Consider the following 20,288-nt stretch of genomic DNA (forward strand, 5'->3'; position numbering starts at 1 on the left):
AGTCAATGGAAAATTCAACCCAAGGATCCTTCCAATGGAACGCAATCTGACCATGATCGCCCTTTTTGCCGCGTTGATCGCGGCGCTGGGCCTGATTCCGAAATTCACGCTTGGCTTCGGCGTGCCGATCACGGCGCAGTCGCTGGGGGTCATGCTCTGTGGCACGGTGCTGGGCGCATGGCGCGGTGGCCTTGCGGCGCTGCTGTTCGTGGCGCTGGTGGCGCTGGGTCTGCCGCTTCTGGCGGGCGGTCGTGGCGGTCTGGGCGTTTTTGCCTCGCCGACCGTGGGTTTCCTCGTCGGCTTCCCGATCGGGGCTTTCGTGACCGGCTTTATCATGGACCAGTGGCGCAGTGCCCCGGTGGGCCTCGCGGCTGGGGTGTCGGCGGTCTTGGGCGGCATCCTCGTGGTCTATGCCTTCGGCATCTTCGGCATGATGATGACGCTGAACAAAACGCTGGTCGAGGCGACCCTGCTGGTCCAAGCCTTCATCCCCGGTGACCTGATCAAAGCCGTGCTGGCAGGGTTCATCACCTCCGGTCTGGCCAAAGCGCGCCCCGCAAGCCTGCTGTCGCGCAGCTAAACGATTGGCCCGCTTCCCAAGGGGCGGGCCGCTACAGCCGCATCAGCGCGGCAGAGCCGATCCCCCCGGCGGCGGCAATCGCCGCCAAGCCGGTGCCCGATCCCCGCGCCACCAACTCATGCCAAAGCCGCACCGCATTGATCGCGCCCGAAGCGCCAATCGGATGCCCGCGCGCCAAAGCGCCGCCACCTCTGTTGACGATCCGCGGCGCGATCTCCGCGCCGGTGACGCAGGCGATGGCCTGCACGGCATAGGCCTCCATGATCTCGGCGCGGTGCAGGCCGCGGGCTTCCAATCCGCTTTGACGAAAGACTTCTCCGATGGCCACCAATGGGGCCAGCCCCGGCTCTTCGGGGCGGCTTCCCTTCGTCGCCGCTGCGGTGAGTTCGACTTTCGGCAGGGCGAGGTCCGCCGCCACCCGTTCTGACACGACGATGCAAAAGGCCGCGGCATCGGCGGCGACGGCGGCATTGGCGGCGGTGATGTCGCCGGAAAGCACCTTGGCCCGGCTGCAAAGCGCGGGGGTGAGCCGGCGGGTGAAGGCATCGGTTGAGACGCCCGCGAGCGGCACCAGTTCCGCTTCGGTTGGGGCGCTCGCGCGGGCCTTCGCATGGCTTTCCACGGCCCAGTCATCCTGTTCTGCGCGGGAAATGCCTTGGGACCGGCCAAGCGCCGCAGCGGCCTCCGCCATGTCGGGATCGCGTTCGGGCCATGGAGTGAAGGGCGCTTGGGTATAGGCCTCAGCCGGGCGGCCATCGGCGAAGGTGCGGTAGCGCAGCGGCTGGCGAGAATAGCTCTCGGCCCCGCCCGCCACGACGATATCGGCGGCCCCGGAAAGGACCATCTGCCGCGCCAGCGCCAGCGCATCCAATCCCCCCGCGCATTGCCGGTCGATGCTCAAGCCCGCCACCTGTTCGGGCAGCCCCGCGGCCAAAGCGATGCTGCGCGCGGGGTTGCCGCCGGGGCCGAGGGCGGTGCTGCAAATCACCTCGTCGACCTGCGCAGGGTCCAGCCCCGCGCGGCTGAGGGCAGCAGAAAGGACCGGCGCTGCAAGCTCGGGTAGCAAGAGATGGGCCAGCGCCCCGCCGCGCGGGGCGACCGGGCTGCGGCAGGCCGAGACGATATAGGCGCGGGTCACCTTTGGCCCTCCACCCAGTCCGAGAGGGCGCGCAGGTCGGGCTTGCCCGAGGGCAGCAGGGGCAGGTCGGGGCGGAAATAGATGCGCCGGGGGGAGGCGAGGGGCCCGAGCGTCGCGCGGCAATGGGCAATGATCTCTTCGGCGGGCGGCTCTCCTGCCGGGGCTTCGATCACCGCGACCAGATGCTGTCCTCGCAGCGCATCGTCCCGGGGCAGAACCGCGCAGGGCAGGCCAGTTTGGGCGCTGATCACGGCCTCCACCGTTTCGGGGAACACCATCTGGTCGGCGATCTGCACCATGCGCTGCCGCCGCCCCTTGATCCAGAGGTTGCCCTGGGCATCCAGCGCGCCCATCTCCCCCACGGTCACGAAGCCCTCCTGCCAGCGGGTCTCTTCGCTGTGGCCCAGGGCGTAGCCATCGAAGAGGTAGGGGCTGCGTACCCAGATCTCGCCAACATCAGTAACGGGCTTGCCTTCCTCATTCAGTAGACGCAGCTCGACACCGGGGTAGGGGCGGCCCACCGCGCCTTCGGGCGTATTGGCATCGGCCAGCGTGATAAAACTCGTCTCCGCCGCGCCGTAGAAAACATGCACCGCGGCTTGGGGGCAGAGCCGCGCCACCGCCGTCCGGGTCGCCGGATCAAGCGCGCCACCGCCGCAAAGGACCAAGTGCAGCGACGGCAGCGGGGCGGCGGCAGCGCGGGCAAGCAGGCGCAGCTGGGTCGGCGTGGCGTAAAGGATCGTCGCCCCGGTCTCGGCGATCCGCTCTGCCTGCCGCCGGGGGGCGTGATCCGCCAGCACATGCGCATCGAGGCCAAGATGCAGCGCTTCCAACACCGCATAGAGCGATAGCGAATGGCTGAGCTGCCCCAACACGGCGACGCTGTCGCGGGGGGTAAGGGCGAAACGGTCAGCATTAACCTCAAAACTGGCGATCCAAGAGGCTTGGCTGCGTCGGACCGCCTTGGGCCGCCCCGACGCGCCGCCGGTGAGGGTGAGAAAGGCAGCGGGCGGGCAGGAGATGTCATCGGGCAGGGGCCAGTCGCTGAGGCAAAAGGGGGCCTGCTGGGTGATCGCTGTGGTTAGGGCCGCCAGTGCGTCGAAGGCCGGAGTGGCGGGCAGGGCGCGGAAGCTGTCGTGCTGGCCTTCGGGCGCGCGGGGCAGTTCCCGCTGCCCTGCATAAAGCCGTGCGGCCTCATGCCATTTGAACCTGCCTTGCCCGCGCATCTGCCTCTCCCTCTTCCGTGGGGTCTCAAATTCCGGGTGCACGCCCCGGGGCCGCCCGTTAGGCTGCGGCGAAACCAGACCCGAGGATACTTCAGACATGACAGAGACCATGCGTGCAATCGAAATCACCGAACCCGGCGGTCCGGACGTTCTGCAAGGCACCACCCGCCCGCGGCCCCAGCCGAAACACGGTCAGGTCATCATCAAGGTCGCCTATGCGGGGGTGAACCGCCCCGATGCGCTGCAACGCGCGGGCCGCTACGCGCCGCCCGCCACCGCTAGCGATCTGCCGGGGTTGGAGGCCTCGGGCGAGGTGGTCGAAGTCGGGCCGGGGGTAACGACACTGGCCCCGGGCGATCTGGTCTGCGCCCTGCTGCCGGGCGGCGGCTATGCCGAATATGTCGCCACCCCCGCGGTGCATTGCCTGCCCATTCCCGAAGGCATGGGGCTGAAAGAGGCCGCTTGCCTGCCTGAGACCTTCTTTACCGTCTGGTCGAACCTTTTTATGCGCGGTGGGTTGAAGGCCGGGGAGAAAGTGCTGATTCACGGCGGCTCTTCCGGGATCGGCACCACGGCGATCCAACTGGCGCGCATTTTGGGCGCGCGGGTTTTCGTGACCGCGGGCACCGATAGCAAATGCGCGGCCTGTATGAAGCTGGGGGCCGAGGTGGCGATCAACTACCGGGACACGGATTTCGTCGATGTCGTGCAGGCCGAAGGTGGCGCGGATGTGATCCTCGACATGGTGGGCGGCAGCTATATCAACCGCAACCTCAAGGCTTTGGCCGAGGACGGCAGGCTGGTGCAAATCGCGTTTCTGCAAGGGGCCAAGCAAGAGGTGAACTTTGTCACGCTGATGACCCGCCGCCTGACCATGACCGGATCGACCCTGCGCCCACAGAGCGATCTGGCCAAGGCGCGGATTGCAGAGGAGCTTTTGCAGAATGTCTGGCCCCTGTTGGAGCAGGGCCGCGTCGCGCCGGTGATGGACAGCACCTATGACCTGTCCGAGGCGAATGACGCCCACCGCCGGATGGAAGCCAGCGGCCATATCGGCAAGATCGTCCTGAAGGTGGGCGGTGAACTGCAAGGCGGAGAAGATCAGTAAAACTTGAGACAGTAACGAATTGTTAACCAGTAATTCGTCTACTGAAGGCACGGGTGGCCGGGACGCTGACCACCCGTGTTGGAGAGAGAGCCGAAAGGCATTGAATGCGGGGGAGGAAATTACGCCTCTCCCGCTTTCGCCAGACTATCGGCCCGGTTGGGTCTAGCGCAGAGGGGTGAACAGCGCGTTATCAAGCGTGCAGTCCCGCCGAACGTCCGGCCCGCAGGGGATGAACTCAAGGTCGCGGGACAGGCAGATGCGCGCCTCTCGGATGTGCCCTTGCTTGCAGGTGATGGTGATCCCCTGCGCGGTCAGGTCCGGGTTCGCTTTGAGGAAGGCTTCTTCCACCACCGCTGCGGGGAGGGACACGGTACGGTCGAGCTTGCGAAAGACCTCGGGGCGCTTGATCCGGGCGTAGGCCTCCCGCGAGAGGGCGAAATAATCCGCCGGGTCCAACCCGCTGCAAGAACCGTGTTTCTTCCACTGGTGCCATGCCAAGCCACCGGTGCCCATGATATCGGCCATCGCCCCGGTCCGGGCACGGCTGGGCGGGCGGCGGCCGCTTTGGCAATAGGACGGGTATCCCCGTGTGAACTGGGGCCAGAGACCATGTAGGGTCCAACCGTGGTCTTTCGCGGCGTCGCATTGCGGGGATTGCCGCGCGTCGCCGGTCAATTCGCACCAATTGGGCGACCATGACAGGGACATGACGTAGTAGTCGAATTCGCCCGAACGCTCCCCTTCGGCCAGCGTGGCGGTGGGGGCGATCAGCCCGAGGATCAGCAGACAGGCGCGCAGTGGCCGCATTGGGTCTTCCCTTATGACGTTTGAGCCAGTATACAGCCGCCAACTTCCCCGACAATGGAGACCGTTCTGCCCAGCAGGACAGCCTTTCAGGCGACGGGAAAATTGCGTTTTTAGGAGAGTGACATGGCAAAACCGATTATGGCCAAAGCCACCGCCGTTTGGCTCGTGGACAACACCACCATCAGCTTCAAGCAGATCGCCGATTTCGTCGGCATGCATGAACTCGAAGTGCAGGGCATCGCCGATGGCGACGTGGCGCAGGGGGTGAAGGGTTTTGATCCGGTTGCGAACAACCAGCTGACGCAGGAAGAGATCGACGCGGCGCAGGACAATCCGCTGCACAAGCTGAAGCTCAAGTTCAACGCCGCCGCCGAAGGCGAAGAGAAACGCCGCGGCCCGCGCTATACCCCGCTTAGCAAACGACAGGACCGCCCGGCGTCGATCCTGTGGCTGGTCAAGTTCCACCCCGAACTGTCCGACGGTCAGGTCAGCAAACTGGTGGGCACCACCAAGCCGACAATCCAAGCGATTCGCGAGCGCACGCATTGGAACATCGCTAACATCCAACCGATCGACCCGGTCGCACTGGGCCTGTGCAAACAGTCCGAGCTTGACGCCGCCGTGCAAAAGGCCGCCGCGAAAAAGGCTGCCGCGGGCGAGGTGATGAACGACGACGAGCGCCGCAAACTCGTCTCGACCGAGCAGAGCCTCGGCATGGAGAGCGAGCCGAAAATCCCCACAGCCATCGAAGGGTTGGAGACCTTCACTCTCTCCGGCAACAGCACGGATGACGAGGAAGAAGAGAGCCACACCAAGGGCGATTACTCTGACGCCGACAGCTTCTTCTCGCTGCCCGACAGCACCGATGAAGATGATGAGGACGAAGACAAAGCCAAGGGCTAAGCCCCCTAAGGGCGGTGCGGCGAAAGGAACTTTCGCCGTAAAGATGTGTTAGAATGACAGGGCGTCGGGTATTCCGGCGCCCTGTTTTGCTTTGTAGAAAAGGCGCGGCGCGCCGGGGGATGGATTTGGAAACGGCATTGGACTGGGTGATCTGGGGACTGGCGGGGCTGCTGATACTGGGCAGCCTGCTGCCGCTGAGCAAACTGCCCTTCGGGGCGATCCGCGGGCTGGCCTTTCCTCGGGAACAATTCCTCGGCTTGGCGCTGTTGCTGGCAATCGGGTTCGCCCTGTCGCAGGGGGTGACGACACCCTTGGGCATGGCCGGGATCGCGTTGATGCTGGGGGTCGCAGCGCTTCACGCACTTTACATCACCAAGTTCACCCCGCTGTGGCGCAAGCAATCTTTGGCGGCCTCGCCCGAGTTGCGCCGCGCGACGGACCGGCATTTCAGCCTGCTGGCCGCCAATGTCAAAATGTCCAACCGCGACTATGGCAAGCTGATCGCACTGGCCGAGGCGCGGGTGCCAGATATCTTCATGGCGATCGAGGTGGATCAGGCGTGGATCGACGCACTGAATGACGGTCTGGGCAAGAACTACGAGCATCGCGTCGACGTGCCGCTCGACAATGGCTATGGGCTTTGCCTCATGTCGAAACTGCCGCTGTCGGAGGTCGAGGTGCGCGAGTTGGTCACCGAAGAGGTGCCCTCCATCCGCGCCCGTGTGCACCTGCCAGTGGGGGAGGATTTCCGCCTCTACGTCGTCCACCCCGAACCGCCCGTGATCGAACATGACACCAAAGGGCGCGACAGCGAGATCGCCTTGGTCGGTATCGAGGCTGAGAAGGACCCGCTTCCCGCCGTGGTCTCGGGTGATCTGAACGATGTGGCTTGGTCGACCACGACCCGGCGCTTTCAGCGGCTTTCGGGCCTTTTGGACCCGCGGGTGGGGCGCGGCATGTACAACACATTCAGCGCAACAATGCCTTGGGTGCGCTGGCCTTTGGACCACCTTTTCCACGATCCGCAGTTTCGTCTGCTAGAGATGGACCGCTTGGACAAGATCGGGTCGGACCACTTCCCGATGTGGTTCGTCCTCGCCATGGCCGAGACCGAAGCCGCCGAGAGCGACCCCGAAGAAACCGACCCCGAAGAAGAGCGGGAGACCAAGAATATGATCAAAGAAGAACGGAAAAGAGACCGCGACCCCATCGGCAGCGATTGGGAAGACGAGGAAAACTAACAATTTGCCGTAGGGGCAATTTTACCCCTTGTACGAATCCAAAAACGGCGTATGTGGCGCGTTACAGACGCCAACGCACGCGCCTCTGGCCGGTCAGTTCCCACTCTGACTGACCCGCGTTTATGTAGCGACGGTAACGTCTCTTGAAACGACACGCGGGGAACCAGCCCCACCTGCTCTTTGGAGATGACCATGAATGCTACAGTCCCCGGCGCCCTGCGCGCCGCACCGTCCTTTCACGCCGACCCGGCTGCGGCCTATATCGCCGCCAACAGCTTTGACAAGCCCACGCTGGTGATCAGCCGTGACCGTGTGGCTGCGCAATATGACGCGCTGCACAAGGGCTTGGGCGCGGCGCATATCCACTACGCGGTGAAGGCGAACCCGGCCCCCGAGATCATTCGTCTGCTGGTCAACAAAGGCTCCGGCTTTGATGCGGCCTCGCGGGCCGAGATTGAGCTGTGCCTGAGCCAAGGGGCGAAGCCCGAGAATATCTCTTTCGGCAACACCATCAAACGCGCCTCTGACATCGCTTTCGCCCATTCGGCGGGGGTGACACTCTTTGCGGCGGATAGCGAAGCGGAGCTGGACAAGATCGCTGCCCATGCGCCGGGCGCGCGGGTCTATCTGCGGTTGATCGTCGAAAACTCCATGGCCGACTGGCCGCTCAGCCGGAAGTTCGGCTGTGCCGGTTCGGCGCTGCCCGCGCTGCTGAACCACGCGGTTGCCGTGGGCCTCGTGCCCTTCGGCCTGTCCTTTCACGTCGGCTCTCAAACCCGCAAGGCGGAGTTTTGGAACCCGGTGCTGGATCAGGTGGCGCCGCTGTGGCATGCCGCTCGTGCGGATGGCCATGACCTGCAACTGCTGAACCTTGGCGGTGGTTTCCCCGCCTTTTACGGCGAAAGCATCGAAGCGCCCCGCGCCTATGCCGCCGCTGTGATGCGCGCCGTTGCAGCCCGCTTTGGCGATGTCCCTCAGGTGATGGCAGAGCCGGGCCGTGGTCTGGTGGCCGAAGCCGGGCATATCGCTGCCGAAGTCATGCTGGTCAGCCGTAAATCCGCGGACGATTTGCACCGCTGGGTCTATCTGGATATCGGTCGTTTCTCGGGCCTGGCCGAGACTGAAGGCGAAGCGATTCGCTATCAGATCGTCACACCGCATGACGGCGAAGAGACCGGACCCTGCGTTTTGGCCGGCCCGTCTTGCGATTCGGCGGATATTCTCTACGAAAAACGCCCGATCCACCTGCCTTTGGCCCTGCGCGATGGCGATAAAGTGATGATTCGTGCTTGCGGAGCCTACACAAGCTCGTACAGTTCGGTTGGGTTCAATGGATTTCCGCCGCTTGATGTGATCGTGCTCTGACAGCACGATCTGCGTCGCCCCGGAAAAGGGCCGTCTGCTTTGGGAGGAGCGGGCGGCCCGCTTTGATTCTAGGAGTTAAAGCGACTTGCGGGCCTGCATCGCGGCGGTGATCGTCCCGTCGTCGAGGTAATCCAACTCCCCGCCGATCGGCACACCTTGGGCGAGCGACGTCAGCCGCACGCGGTCTTCCAATTGATCCGCGATGTAATGTGCCGTGGTCTGCCCGTCGATCGTGGCGTTGAGCGCGAGAATCACCTCGGTCACCCCTTCGGTATCGATCCGGTCCACAAGGCGCGGGATGCGCAATTCCTGCGGGCCAATGGCGTCAAGCGCTGAGAGCGTGCCGCCCAGTACATGATAGCGGCCCTTGAACACGCCAGAGCGTTCCATCGCCCAGAGGTCGGCCACGTCTTCGACCACGCAAAGCTCTCCGTTCGCGCGTTTTTCCGAGGTGCAGATGTCGCAGATGTCGGCGGTGCCGACGTTGCCGCAGTTCAGACATTCGCGTGCCGTGGCGGCGACGGTCTGCATCAGGTCGGACAGGGGCGTCAGCAAAAGTGCGCGTTTGCGGATCAGGTGCAGCACCGCCCGCCGGGCCGAGCGGGGGCCAAGGCCGGGCAGTTTCGCCATCAGCTCGATCAGAGCGTCAATATCGCGGGTAGAGCTCAAGAATGGCACCTATGGGCGTTGAAAGAGGGGCGGGACCGGCCCGCCCCACCGGGATCAGAAGGGCAGTTTCATGCCCGCAGGAAGGCCCATGCCTTCGGTCAGCTTGCTCATCTCGGCCTGCGCACGTTCCGAGGCTTTGCTCTGCGCATCTTTGATGGCGGCGAGGATCAGGTCTTCGACCACTTCCTTTTCGTCTTTGTTGAAGATCGACGGGTCGATATCCAGCCCCTTCAACTCACCCTTGGCGCTACAGGTCGCTTTGACGAGGCCGGCACCGGATTCACCTTCGACGGTGATGTTGTGCATCTCCTCTTGCAGTTCGGCCATCTTGCCCTGCATTTCCTGCGCTTTTTTCATCATCCCGGCCATATCGCCGAGGCCGCCTAATCCCTTGAGCATCTGGGTCTCCTTGTTGCGTTGTCGTTTATATGTGGCGCAGGGGCCGGGGGATCAACCGTCCTCGAACGGATCCCATTCGTCTTCGACTTCGGGCAGCGCCTCTGCCGTGGCGGCGGCGGCGATGTCTTCGGGGGTGCGGATCGCGGTGATCCGGGCCTTGGGAAACTGCGCCAGCACCGCCTGCATCATCGGGTGGTCCTCGGCCTGTTTCTTCAGCGCCAGTTCACGCGCATCGCGGACCTGCGCGATGGTCTTGGCCCCGCCCTCGTTCACCAGTGAGACGGCCCAGCGGTTGCCGGTCCAGAGTTGCAGTTTCTGCCCCAGCCGCTGCGCCAGATCGCGCGGCGCGTCGCCGGTGGGGACAAACTCGATGCGGCCGGGCTGGTAGGCGGCCAGTTGCACGCAGGTTTCCACCTCGACCAGCAGCTTCACGTCGCGGTTCACGCGGATCAGTTCGACCACATGTTCGAATGTCGGAAAGCGGGCCAGCGCGGCGTTGAGGTCTTGCGCCAGTGCCGTGGTCTGTCCCTGCGGGCCGGGGTTAGAGGCCATGCGCTGCTGCGCCTGTTGCACGGCCTGCGCGCCGGTGCTGCCCTGCGCCGCGCTATTGCCCCCGCCGTTGCCGCCACCGCCAACGGGGCCGGGGGCCGGGGGCGGGCTGCTGTTTTGCAGCTTGCGCACCAGTTCCTCGGGCGAGGGCAGATCGGCCACATGGGTCAGACGGATCACGGCCATTTCGGCGGCCATCATCGCGTTGGGCGCGGCTGCGACTTCGTCCAGCGCTTTGAGCAGCATCTGCCAGAGCCGCGTCAGCACCCGCATCGGCAGGGTCTCGGCCATCTGCTGGCCGCGGGCACGTTCCTCGGGCGCGATTGTGGGATCTTCGGCGGCATCGGGCGTGATCTTTACGACCGAGACCCAATGGGTGATCTCGGCCAGATCGCGCAGCACCGCCATCGGGTCGGCCCCATCGGCATATTGCGCCGAAAGCTCGGTTAGCGCAGCCCCCGCATCGCCGCGCAGCACCATGTCGAAAAGGTCCAGCACCCGGCCACGGTCGGCCAGCCCCAGCATGGCGCGCACCTGCTCGGCCCCGGTCTCGCCCGCGCCGTGGCTGATTGCCTGATCCAAGAGCGAGGTGGCATCGCGGGCCGAGCCTTCGGCGGCGCGGGTGATAAGCGCAAGGGCGTCATCGGTGATCTCGGCACTCTCGGCGGTGGCGATCTTGCGCAGGAGCGCGATCATCACCTCGGGCTCGATCCGGCGCAGGTCGAACCGTTGACAGCGCGACAGCACCGTCACCGGCACCTTGCGGATTTCGGTGGTGGCGAAGATGAATTTGACGTGTTCCGGCGGCTCTTCCAGCGTCTTGAGGAGCGCGTTGAACGCCCCGGTCGAGAGCATGTGCACTTCGTCGATGATATAGACTTTGTACCGGGCCGAGGCGGCGCGATAATGCACCGAATCGATGATCTCGCGGATGTTGGCGACGCCGGTGTTCGAGGCCGCGTCCATCTCCATCACGTCGACGTGGCGGCCTTCCATGATGGCGGTGCAATGTTCGCAAACGCCGCAGGGGTCAGTCGTCGGCCCGCCGTTGCCGTCCGGCCCGATGCAGTTCATCCCCTTGGCGATGATCCGCGCCGTCGTCGTCTTGCCGGTGCCGCGGATGCCCGTCATCACAAAGGCCTGCGCGATCCGGTCGGCGGCGAAAGCGTTTTTCAACGTGCGCACCATGGCGTCTTGGCCGACGAGATCGGCAAAGGTTTCGGGCCGGTATTTGCGGGCCAGAACGCGGTAGGCGGATGTATCTGTCATGGTGCCCCAGATCGGATTCGGTCAAGGCCGTAAACTATGCGCTCCGCGCCGTGGCGTCTACCGTGCTTGCGGAAGGCTCAGAGCATCCAGAGGATCACCCCGACCCCGGCAGAGGCGAAGGCAAGCAGGATCGACAATACTTTCATGCGGCTGTTGGGCTGGGCATGGGCGTGATGGTCGCTCAGCCGCTTTTGGGTTTTCGCCGCCGAGGCCTGCGCGGCCCAATAGACGTAAAGCGCGGCTAAAATGAAGACCGAGGCCACGGCTTTCGCCACCCATGTCGGCTCGAACTCACCAAACACGGCGCGCAGACCGATCGCCACGGCGACTGCGGCCATGCCGGTGCGCATCCAGCCCGCAAAGGTGCGTTCATTGGCAAGGATCGTGCGATCCTCGGCCCAGTCGGTGCGGTCTTCGGCTAGGTCATTCTTATCACTCATTGAACCAAACTGCGCCCTGCGCGTTCATGTGGCAATAGGCTTTGACATAACGAGGGATGGTTCATGCGGTTGGGTGGAATTGGGCGGAGCAAGAATGTCATCCGCCGCAGCGGACGGGCCGGCAAGGCCGGGGGGCTTGGATTGGTCGGCGTTTTGGCAGTCATGGCAATTGGCTATTTCACCGGGATCGACGTGACGCCGCTGTTGACCGGCCAAGGCGGCGGTCAGGTCCAGCAGTCCCGCCCGCTAAGTGACAGCGAAGACCCGCAGGTCGATTTTGCCGCCCGCGTGCTGACCACGACCGAACAGGTCTGGAGCCGGATTTTCCAAGAGCAATTGGGTGAAACCTATACGCCGCCCAAGCTTGTGGTTTTTGAGAATGTGACCCAAAGCGCCTGCGGCGGGGCTTCGGGCGCGACGGGGCCGTTTTACTGCCCGGCGGACAATATGGCCTATCTCGACACCGCGTTCTTCCGCACGTTGGACCAGCGTCTTGGTGCCGGAGGCGATTTCGCGGCGGCCTATGTGATTGCCCATGAGGTCGCGCACCATGTGCAGAACGAGATCGGCGTTCTGCCGCAGGTCGCCCGGATGCGGCAGCAGGCTTCCGAGGTTGAGGCGAATGCCCTGACCGTGCGTCTTGAACTGATGGCTGATTGTTTTTCTGGAATCTGGGCCTCGAACGTCGAAGGCTTGATGGAGAAGGGTGACCTCGAAGAGGCGCTGAATGCTGCGCGGATGATCGGGGACGATCATTTGCAGCGACAGGCCGGTCAGGTGCCGCAGCCGCATACTTTCACCCATGGCACGTCCGAGCAGCGCGCACGTTGGTTCGAGCGGGGGTTTGAGAGTGGCCAGATTGCGGCCTGCGATACGTTTGAGGCGGATCGGTTGTGAGGCGATGCCCGTGGTGCCCACGGGCGGGGCATCTCGCCTCTCGAACGCATCTTTTTTTAGGAGAAGCTACCCCTCTCATCGCTTCTGCGAAGCCACTTCCGGGGCGTTGCATTGCTGCGCAATGCGATGGTGGTGAGAGGCTGATAACGACCCAAGCGGGGCTCGTTACGGCTGCTTCCTTCCGGATCTGACCGGGTTGGCGAGGCGCTTGCCCGCACCAACCTCTCAAGGCCCATATAGGAGGGCATGGAGCGAAGTGCAAGCCTCACAAGCGGATCGCGATTTGGGCGAAGCCCGAGGCGGTCATCCCCCGCGGGGTGGGCGACAGATGGGCGATGTCTTGCAAGAAGGGCAGGGCCTCGGGCGAGGTATAGAGAACCGCCTGCGCCCCCGCCGCATCAAAGCGCCATGGCGGCGCGTCGGACCATGGACACGCCTGCGGCGTAGCGAGAGCGGCAATCAGCGCGTCGGACAGCGGAAGCGGGCTGCGCAGGGCGACGTCATCCCCCGCCGCGCGGTCAAACCCGCCGCCGCCCGCCGCGCGGAACTGGTTGGTCGCGAGTAGAAACTTCTGGTCTGGCCTCACCGGTGCCCCTTGCCATGACAGCGCAGTGATCCGTCTGCCGCGGGGGCGGCAGGGGTCAATGGTATAGGTAACGCCAAAAATCGTGTCGCAGTGAAATGGCGGGCGGCAGGGGTCGAGTAGCGGGCCCGGGGTGCTGCCGAGCGGGGCAAACACCTCTGCCGCTTTTTCCAAACGCCGTCGCAGGTCGGCACCGGTGAGGCGCAGAGCCCAGACCGCGTTCTGATAGGGAAGCAGCCCGGCGATATGTCGGCGTTGCACCGCGCCCGCCGGGATATGCAGGAAATGCCCCGGCCCGCCGCGCCCGCCTGCCGTATGTGCCGCCGTGGCGGCGAGGATCGGGAGTTCGCTATCCGCCGTGCCCGCGACCCCTTGGCGGATCACCTCGGCCTGTGCACGGGCGCTCAGCGCGTCGATGGGGGTGGGCATGGCGAGGGCAAAGTAGTTGTGCAGCGCGGTGTCGGTATGGCCGACCACCTCCTCCAGATGTCTGCGCACGCCAATGTGGCTGACCCGGGCCGCGCTCAGCACCGTGGGATCGGCCAGCGTTTGTGTGCTGTTATCGCGCAGGTGGCTTTGATGGCCCGACACCGTCCAGCGCCCCTGCGCATCCCGTTCAAGAGCCAGATCCAGCACCGCCAAATCGGACCCGCCAAAGCCCGGCATCGCCGCCGGACGGTCGGACAGTGTGCCCGCCTGCGTATCAACCCCCTCGCGCGGGCCGTGGTCCTCTCCGGGAAAACGAAGATGTGTGTGGCCGGTGATCACCGCGTCGATCCCGTCGATCTGGGCCAAAGTGCAGATGTCTTCCTCGGTGGTGATTTCACCTTCATGGGCGATACCCATATGGGCCAGCAGCACGGTCAGATCAGCCCCCTCTTCCCGCAGCGTCAGTGCGGCGCTGCGCAGGCTTTCGAGCGGGCAGATGATCTCGGCCTCATTCTCCAAAACCTCGCGGTTCCAGATCGCGGTTCGGCCCGGCAGGACGGAAAGCAGGCCCACCCGCAGCCGAGAAGAGGGATGCCCCGCAACGGCAGGCAGCAGGCACGAGACGACGGCCCAACGGCGCAGCGGGCCGGGGTCGGTCAAATGCAGATTGGTCGAGATCAACGGCATGTCCAGCGCCCCGGCCACAGCGCGCAGATAGGGCAGCCCATGGTCGAGGTCGTGATTGCCAAGGCCCAGACCGTCATAATGCAGATGGTTCACACAGGCGACGAGCGGATGCGTATGGGTGACCGGCATCTGCGCCAGTTGGTCGCCCAAGGCATTGCCCTGCAACAGATCGCCATTGTCGAGCAGGATACAGGCGGCCCCCTGTTCCGCCGCCTCTGCCCGGGCGGTGCGGATCAAGGTGGCGATCCCGGCCAGCCCGTGATGGCCCACCGAACGGTCGCCCACATAGTCATGCCCCACGATCTGCATATGCAGGTCCGTCGTGGCCAGTATGCGCAGACGTGCCTCGGCCGGGATGCCACCCTCAGGGGGAACGACACCGGTCGAGGCATATGTGCTGCGCCTGTTCACCGAAAAGGAAAGTACTCGTTAAATTTTGCAACTTAAAGATGTTTTGATATGACCAGATTTCAACCGATCTGGCAAGGGGGCTTGGGATTGCCATTCTCGCATGCGCCGTGGCATGGCTGGGCAAAACGCCAAAAGCCTGTATCGGGCCTGTATCGGGAGAGCGCCATGCGTCACGCGGAGACGGTAACCTTTGGAGGCTCGGCCCTTGATCGGGCGGGGGAGATACGCGGCAATCCGGAAGCCTTGGCGCAGTTGCGCGCCGACCCGGCGGCCCGGGCGGTGGTCTTTTGGCGCGGCAAGCCGCTGATCGCGCCCGAACGCCCCGCCGCTTTGGCGCGATTGGCGATGGATCACCCCGTCTTGCAAGAGGCCGAAGGCACGGCGATCTTGCTGGGGCGTGAGGATGGGGCGCCGCGCTTTGCGGTCGATATCTCCGGCTGGGAACCCGCCGATCTGGATCAATCGCAACTGGGCGCGTTCCTTGACCCCAGCGAACAGCGCCATCCGCTTCTGGGCGATGACATGGCCTTTGCCGAATTGCGGCGGGTGATGACATGGCTTGATCCGCGCGATGCCGAACTGGCGGCCAGCGGCAAGGCGATCCTTGGCTGGCACGACACCCACCGCCATTGCGCGCGCTGCGGCAGCGCCACCGATCTGGCGCAGGGCGGCTGGCAACGGGTCTGCCCCGATTGCGGCGGCGCCCATTTCCCGCGCACCGATCCGGTGGTCATCATGCTGATTACCCACGGAAACTCGGTCCTCATGGGCCGCTCCCCCGGTTGGCCGGAGGGGATGTATTCCCTGCTGGCGGGCTTTGTCGAACCGGGAGAGACGGTAGAGGCCGCCGTGCGGCGCGAGGTCTTCGAGGAGGCGGGCGTAGAGGTCGGCGCGGTGAGCTACCTCTCCAGCCAGCCATGGCCCTTTCCGGCGTCCCTCATGCTGGGCTGTGCGGGGCAGGCGCTGAGCCGGGAGTTGACCATCGACCCGGTTGAGATCGAAGACGCGCTTTGGGTTACCCGCGAAGAGATGATGGAGGCCTTTGCCGGAAGCCACCCGCGGCTTCTGCCCGCTCGTCGTGGTGCCATCGCGCATTTCTTGCTGGAAAACTGGCTTGCGGATAGACTGACCTGACACACCGCGCTGACGGGCCCGGACAAAGCGGCGGGGGTGGCAAATGCGAGCAGAAGAATTGGAGCGGACCGAATGAAATTCTCCACCAAAGAAGACGTCGAAGCGCCGATTGAGGCGGTCTTTGACATGTTGTGCGATTTTGAAAGCTTTGAGCGGGCGGCGATGCGGCGCGGGGCCGAGGTGCAGCGCGCCGATGCCCTGCATCAGCCCGGCGTCGGGATGACATGGAAGGCGGTCTTCCCCCTGCGCGGCAAGCGGCGCGAGTTGACGCTAGAGATGGTGACCTTTGACCGGCCCAACGAGATGGTGATCGACAGCATGTCGCAGGGGTTGGCGGGGCAGATGTCCTTTGAATTGATGCCCCTGTCGCGCAACAGCACGCGGGTTTTGGTGGCGCTTGAGGTCAAGCCGCTGACCCTGTCGGCGCGGCTTTGGGTGCAATCGCTCAAACTGGCCAAGACCACCCTGACCCAGAAATACAAAGACCGCGTGGCGGAATATGCCCGCGGGATGGAAGAACGCTACGCCAGCGGCGTCAAGGTCTGAGCTTGCGCGCCTCGCCCCGCCTCACATCCCGGTCGGCGCGCCCCTGCCGGGATGTGCGGGGTAGGCGCCGAGAATTTCCAGCTTGTTGGTGAAATACCCCAGTTCATCCAGCGCGCGTTTGACCGCCGGGTCTTCGGGATGGCCTTCGATATCGGCGTAGAACTGCGTCGCGGTGAAGGAGCCGCCGACCATATAGCTTTCCAGTTTGGTCATGTTGACGCCATTGGTCGCAAAGCCCCCCATCGCCTTGTAAAGCGCGGCGGGAATGTTGCGCACCTCAAAGACGAAGGTGGTCAGCATCCGCTCGGCACGGCGCGAAAGGTCGATCTTCGGCGCCATCAGCAGAAAACGGGTGGTGTTATGGTCCATATCCTCAATATCGCGGGCCAGCACGGTGAGGCCGTTGATCTCTGCCGCGACCTCTCCGGCGAGAACACCATCGGTGCAGCCCTCGGTGGCGGCCAGTTCGGCGGCGGCCCCGGCGGAATCGGCGGCGGGTTCAGAGGTGATGCCATGTTGCTGCAAAAAGCTGCGCGCCTGCGGCAAAAGCACCAGATGCGCGCGGACATGTTTGATGTCTTCCAATGCCACGCCGGGGCGGGCCATCAGGGCGATGCGCACCCGCACGAAGGCTTCGCCAATGATATGCAGGCCGCTTTTCGGCAGCAGGCGGTGGATGTCGGCCACCCGGCCATAGGTCGTATTCTCGACCGGCAGCATGGCCAGTTCCGCGCGGCCCTCGTTTACGGCCCGGATCACCCCTTCGAACGATTGGCAGGGCACCGGTTCCATGTCGGGGCAGGCCTGAAGGCAGGCCTCGTGACTATAGGCACCAAGGGCCCCTTGGAAGGCGATGCGCGGCGTGGTCTGGGCGGTCATGGATCGTATCCTGCTGCAAAAGGCGCGGAGAAGGGCAATTGGTCGCGGTAACTACACCTTGCCTGCGCCAAGGGAAAGCAATAGATACGCGGGCAACGATGCCAAGAACCATGGCCCGCCCATGGTGCCAATACCAAGTGATGGACCCTGACGCATGTTCGATACAATGACCCTGACCAAAATCGCAGCCGGCGTATTCGGCGCCTGGTTGGTACTTCTGCTGGGCAAATGGGCGGGTGAAGAGATTTACCACGCCGATGCACATGGGGAAGCGTCCTATGTCATCGAAGTGGCCGACGCCGGTGGTGACGATGGCGGCGAAGAGATCGATTTTGCAGCCGTGATGGCCGAAGCCGATGCCGACAGCGGGTCGAAAGTGTTCCGCAAATGCGCCGCTTGCCACAAGGTTGACGGCACCAACGCCGTTGGTCCGCACCTTGACGGTGTCGTTGGCCGTGACATCGCCGCGGTTGATGGTTTTGGCTATTCCGGCGCGCTGACCTCGCTTGAAGGGGATTGGACCCCGGAAGAGCTGGGCGCTTTCTTGGAAAGCCCCAAAGGCTACGCGCCCGGCACCACCATGGGTTTCGCTGGTTTGCGTAAGGTCGAAGACCGCGCCGACGTGATCGCTTACCTGCAGAGCGTTTCCAACTGATACCCCGCGCCATCGCGTGAGAGAAAGCCGCCCTTCGGGGCGGCTTTTGCGTTTGGGCGGGGCGGAACGTCTTATCCGTGCAGGTGTTGGGCCATGAAACGTCCACACCGAAAGGAGACGCGCCATGCAAAGTCACAAAACCACGGTTGATGGAATCGAAATGCGTTGGGAAGAGATGGGGGCGGGGGATCCCGTGATCCTGCTTCACGGCATTCCCACCTGTCCCGCGCTTTGGCGGGATGTCGCGCCCAAGATCACGGGTCGTCGGGTGCTCGCTTGGGAGATGCCGGGCTATGGGGCCTCAATCCCGCAGGGCGAAGGGCGCGATATCTCGGTCGCCAAACAGGCGGATTATCTGGTCGCTTGGATGCGCGATCAGGGCATCACGCGCGCGATCCTCGCGGCGCATGACCTCGGTGGCGGGGTCGCGCAGATCGCGGCGGTGCGTCACCCTGAGATGGTCGGCGGGCTGCTTTTGACCAATGCGATCAGTTATGATTCGTGGCCTGTCCCGCTGGTCAGCGCGGTGGCCAAGACCGGCGGCGTGGCGAAACATGCGCCCGATGGCTCATTCCACCAGTTGCTGAAGATGATGTTCTCGAAAGGGCATGAAACCGACGCCGCCGCCGAGGCGGCCTTTGACGCCCACGCCCCGCATTACGCGCAGCACGGAGAGGCCGAAGCCTTTGTCCGGCAGGCGCAGTCGCTGGACGTGGAAGACACGAAAGCCATCGCGGACAAGCTGCCCACCCTCAATATCCCCGCGCGGATCGTCTGGGGGGCTGCGGATGACTTCCAAAAGATCGAATATGGGGAGCGGTTGGCGAAAGACCTGAATGCGCCCCTGCGCCGGATCGAAGGGGGCAAACACTTCACGCCGGAGGATCACCCCGAGGTGCTGGCGGATGAGATCAACGCGCTGATCCGCACGGTCGACGGGCAGTGATTGGACGGGGGGCGCGACATCCGGCGCGCCCCGTTTCGACTTTACTGAGCGGCGATCACCGGGGCGGTGGCATTCGCGGCGGCGATCCCGCCGATGTCGCAGCGCCAAGCGGGCAGGCGGATCACGGCGCGGCTTTGGCCCGCTTCCACATGCACCTCGAAATCCCCACCGTGCATTTCGATTAGTTTGCGGGTCAGCGGCAGGCCAAGGCCGAGCCCGCCCTTCGTGCTGCGGTGCTCCATCATGCCGCCGACGACGAAGGGTTTGTAAAGCTCCGCCAGATCGACGTGCTCATCGAATGAGCCGTTGTCGATGATCGAAATCTCGATATTGCCCTCGGCGTCTTTGAACGTCTCCAAGGCGATCTCACTGCCGCCATGCAGGACGGAGTTCAAAACCAGCGCCGTGACCGCCAATTCGATCTGGTCGCCGTCGATATGCATTTCTTCAAGGGGGAGACTGTCGCGCAGCGTGATGGTCTTGGGCGTCGCATCCGTGGTGGCGAAATGCAGGGCGGAGACCGATTGCAGAAGGTCGCTCAGGTTGCATTTCCGCTCGTTCAGGCGCAGCTCGCCGGTGCTGACATTGCTGTAGGAAATGATCGTCTCGATCAGGGCGCTCAGATGGTCGACAGACCGGCGGGCCGAGCGGATCAGCAGCGGATTGACCCCCTGTTCGGCCTTGGCCTCCAACATGCGCAGACTGCCGAAAAGAACCGTTAGCGGGGTGCGGAGTTCGTGGCCCACCAGCGTCAGGAAAGTGGCTTCGGCGCTGTTGTCGGCCTTTTGCTCGGACGCGTCTGGCTGGGAGCGTTCAAGGGCCGCGACCACCATGCGGCCCATATCTTCCAATAGGGCGATCTGCTTCTCAGAAGGCGCCTCATGCGGTTGCAGGTCCAGCGCGCACAGGCTTCCAAAGCGGTGGCCCGACGACAGGATCAGCGGCACACCGCAGTAATAGCGCGCCTCGGGGCCGCCCTTGGCGACCATGGGGTGACGCGCGAACCGGGGGTCTTTGCTGAGGTCGGGAATCACCAGCGGCGCGTCCGACATGATTGTATGGCTGCAAAACCCGGTATCTTTCGGCATCGGCCCCAGCGGGTAGCCGAGCACGGATTTGTACCACTGGGTACCTGCCTCCACGACGCTGATATGTGCGATCGGACAGTCAAGCAGGCGGCGGGTGGCCTCGCAAATGGTGTCGAACAGAGCTTCGTTCTCGGCGGTGAGGCCGGGCACATCGAAAACGGCGCGCAGACGGGCTTCTTCGTTAAAGGGAATCGGGTAGGTTCTCATGTTCAGCTCCAGTTTACGCATCGTTAACCTGAGTGAAGAATCTGTTAACTTTAGGGCGACAAACGGGCTGGGCCGCGAAGATACAGGGGCAGCGGGCTACACTATGTCGCGAGCGGGGGCGGGGGAAACCGC

General features: G+C 64.2%; 20 protein-coding genes and 1 other RNA gene. 10 read left to right on the forward strand and 11 right to left on the reverse strand.

The window, feature by feature from the left end; genetic code table 11:
• The first annotated feature begins 34 nt into the window (after positions 1 to 34).
• On the forward strand, positions 35 to 580 hold the full coding sequence (locus ACGYLQ_RS02215; RefSeq protein WP_209216564.1) for a biotin transporter BioY: 546 nt from the start codon (positions 35 to 37) through the stop codon (positions 578 to 580).
• Positions 581 to 611: 31 nt separating this feature from the next.
• Here the strand turns inward: ACGYLQ_RS02215 and ACGYLQ_RS02220 are convergent, their stop codons facing one another.
• On the reverse strand, positions 612 to 1,718 hold the full coding sequence (locus tag ACGYLQ_RS02220) for an acetyl-CoA C-acyltransferase (RefSeq protein ID WP_394440125.1): 1,107 nt from the start codon (positions 1,716 to 1,718) through the stop codon (positions 612 to 614).
• The gene (locus ACGYLQ_RS02225) at positions 1,715 to 2,944 is read right to left on the reverse strand and encodes a class I adenylate-forming enzyme family protein (protein WP_394440127.1); all 1,230 of its coding nucleotides are present in this window, start codon (positions 2,942 to 2,944) and stop codon (positions 1,715 to 1,717) included. Before ACGYLQ_RS02225 ends, ACGYLQ_RS02220 begins: the two co-directional genes overlap by 4 nt.
• Positions 2,945 to 3,041: 97 nt before the next feature.
• Here ACGYLQ_RS02225 and ACGYLQ_RS02230 point away from each other — a divergent pair, with 97 nt between their 5' ends.
• Complete coding sequence (locus ACGYLQ_RS02230) at positions 3,042 to 4,052, forward strand: NAD(P)H-quinone oxidoreductase (RefSeq protein ID WP_394440129.1); 1,011 nt, start codon at positions 3,042 to 3,044, stop codon at positions 4,050 to 4,052.
• Between the two features lie 162 nt (positions 4,053 to 4,214).
• On the opposite strand, the gene ACGYLQ_RS02235 is transcribed toward ACGYLQ_RS02230, so the two are convergent.
• Positions 4,215 to 4,859 carry a ribonuclease T gene (locus ACGYLQ_RS02235; protein WP_394440131.1) on the reverse strand — a complete coding sequence of 215 codons (645 nt, stop codon included), beginning with the start codon at positions 4,857 to 4,859 and terminating at the stop codon, positions 4,215 to 4,217.
• 123 nt (positions 4,860 to 4,982) lie between these two features.
• On the opposite strand from ACGYLQ_RS02235, the gene ACGYLQ_RS02240 reads away from it, so the two are divergent.
• The 3 genes from ACGYLQ_RS02240 (at position 4,983) to ACGYLQ_RS02250 (ending at position 8,368) form a co-directional block, all read left to right on the forward strand.
• The gene (locus ACGYLQ_RS02240) at positions 4,983 to 5,762 is read left to right on the forward strand and encodes a DUF1013 domain-containing protein (protein WP_067268570.1); all 780 of its coding nucleotides are present in this window, start codon (positions 4,983 to 4,985) and stop codon (positions 5,760 to 5,762) included.
• Between the two features lie 119 nt (positions 5,763 to 5,881).
• Positions 5,882 to 7,003 (forward strand): endonuclease/exonuclease/phosphatase family protein, encoded by a 1,122-nt coding sequence (locus ACGYLQ_RS02245; RefSeq protein WP_394440133.1) that lies wholly within the window; start codon positions 5,882 to 5,884, stop codon positions 7,001 to 7,003.
• Positions 7,004 to 7,189: 186 nt separating this feature from the next.
• Positions 7,190 to 8,368 (forward strand): type III PLP-dependent enzyme, encoded by a 1,179-nt coding sequence (locus tag ACGYLQ_RS02250; protein WP_394440135.1) that lies wholly within the window; start codon positions 7,190 to 7,192, stop codon positions 8,366 to 8,368.
• Positions 8,369 to 8,443: 75 nt separating this feature from the next.
• Here the strand turns inward: ACGYLQ_RS02250 and recR are convergent, their stop codons facing one another.
• The 4 genes from recR to ACGYLQ_RS02270 form a co-directional block, all read right to left on the reverse strand.
• Positions 8,444 to 9,037 carry a recombination mediator RecR gene (gene recR / locus ACGYLQ_RS02255; RefSeq protein ID WP_067268574.1) on the reverse strand — a complete coding sequence of 198 codons (594 nt, stop codon included), beginning with the start codon at positions 9,035 to 9,037 and terminating at the stop codon, positions 8,444 to 8,446.
• Positions 9,038 to 9,091: 54 nt separating this feature from the next.
• Positions 9,092 to 9,436, reverse strand: coding sequence for a YbaB/EbfC family nucleoid-associated protein (locus ACGYLQ_RS02260; RefSeq protein WP_007118099.1), 345 nt, complete (start codon positions 9,434 to 9,436; stop codon positions 9,092 to 9,094).
• Positions 9,437 to 9,487: 51 nt separating this feature from the next.
• Positions 9,488 to 11,254 carry a DNA polymerase III subunit gamma/tau gene (locus tag ACGYLQ_RS02265; RefSeq protein WP_394440137.1) on the reverse strand — a complete coding sequence of 589 codons (1,767 nt, stop codon included), beginning with the start codon at positions 11,252 to 11,254 and terminating at the stop codon, positions 9,488 to 9,490.
• 77 nt (positions 11,255 to 11,331) lie between these two features.
• Positions 11,332 to 11,694 (reverse strand): YidH family protein, encoded by a 363-nt coding sequence (locus ACGYLQ_RS02270; RefSeq protein ID WP_394440139.1) that lies wholly within the window; start codon positions 11,692 to 11,694, stop codon positions 11,332 to 11,334.
• A 63-nt stretch (positions 11,695 to 11,757) separates the two neighbouring features.
• Here ACGYLQ_RS02270 and ACGYLQ_RS02275 point away from each other — a divergent pair, with 63 nt between their 5' ends.
• A complete protein-coding gene (locus tag ACGYLQ_RS02275) occupies positions 11,758 to 12,591 on the forward strand; it encodes a neutral zinc metallopeptidase (RefSeq protein WP_394440141.1) in 834 nt (277 codons plus the stop codon).
• Between the two features lie 130 nt (positions 12,592 to 12,721).
• Here the strand turns inward: ACGYLQ_RS02275 and ffs are convergent.
• Positions 12,722 to 12,819: signal recognition particle sRNA small type (gene ffs / locus ACGYLQ_RS02280), an RNA gene on the reverse strand.
• A 37-nt stretch (positions 12,820 to 12,856) separates the two neighbouring features.
• Entirely contained in the window at positions 12,857 to 14,701 is a 1,845-nt protein-coding gene (locus ACGYLQ_RS02285; protein ID WP_394440143.1) for a 5'-nucleotidase C-terminal domain-containing protein, read from the reverse strand.
• A gap of 165 nt (positions 14,702 to 14,866) precedes the next feature.
• Here ACGYLQ_RS02285 and nudC point away from each other — a divergent pair, with 165 nt between their 5' ends.
• Positions 14,867 to 15,835, forward strand: a complete 969-nt coding sequence (gene nudC / locus ACGYLQ_RS02290) for an NAD(+) diphosphatase (RefSeq protein ID WP_394440145.1) — start codon at positions 14,867 to 14,869, stop codon at positions 15,833 to 15,835.
• A gap of 72 nt (positions 15,836 to 15,907) precedes the next feature.
• Positions 15,908 to 16,381, forward strand: coding sequence for an SRPBCC family protein (locus ACGYLQ_RS02295; RefSeq protein ID WP_067268594.1), 474 nt, complete (start codon positions 15,908 to 15,910; stop codon positions 16,379 to 16,381).
• Positions 16,382 to 16,402: 21 nt separating this feature from the next.
• On the opposite strand, the gene ACGYLQ_RS02300 is transcribed toward ACGYLQ_RS02295, so the two are convergent.
• Positions 16,403 to 17,260, reverse strand: coding sequence for a prephenate dehydratase (locus ACGYLQ_RS02300; RefSeq protein WP_394440147.1), 858 nt, complete (start codon positions 17,258 to 17,260; stop codon positions 16,403 to 16,405).
• Positions 17,261 to 17,414: 154 nt separating this feature from the next.
• Between ACGYLQ_RS02300 and ACGYLQ_RS02305 the strand changes: the two genes are divergently transcribed.
• Together ACGYLQ_RS02305 and ACGYLQ_RS02310 are read left to right on the forward strand one after the other, a co-directional pair.
• Complete coding sequence (locus tag ACGYLQ_RS02305; RefSeq protein WP_394440149.1) at positions 17,415 to 17,915, forward strand: c-type cytochrome; 501 nt, start codon at positions 17,415 to 17,417, stop codon at positions 17,913 to 17,915.
• A gap of 124 nt (positions 17,916 to 18,039) precedes the next feature.
• Positions 18,040 to 18,861 (forward strand): alpha/beta fold hydrolase, encoded by an 822-nt coding sequence (locus ACGYLQ_RS02310; RefSeq protein ID WP_394440151.1) that lies wholly within the window; start codon positions 18,040 to 18,042, stop codon positions 18,859 to 18,861.
• Positions 18,862 to 18,902: 41 nt separating this feature from the next.
• On the opposite strand, the gene ACGYLQ_RS02315 is transcribed toward ACGYLQ_RS02310, so the two are convergent.
• Complete coding sequence (locus ACGYLQ_RS02315) at positions 18,903 to 20,156, reverse strand: GAF domain-containing protein (RefSeq protein ID WP_394440153.1); 1,254 nt, start codon at positions 20,154 to 20,156, stop codon at positions 18,903 to 18,905.
• Between the last annotated feature and the right edge of the window lie 132 nt (positions 20,157 to 20,288).

This window comes from Sulfitobacter sp. 1A12779, assembly GCF_043557315.1.
Taxonomy (GTDB): Bacteria; Pseudomonadota; Alphaproteobacteria; order Rhodobacterales; family Rhodobacteraceae; genus Sulfitobacter; species Sulfitobacter faviae.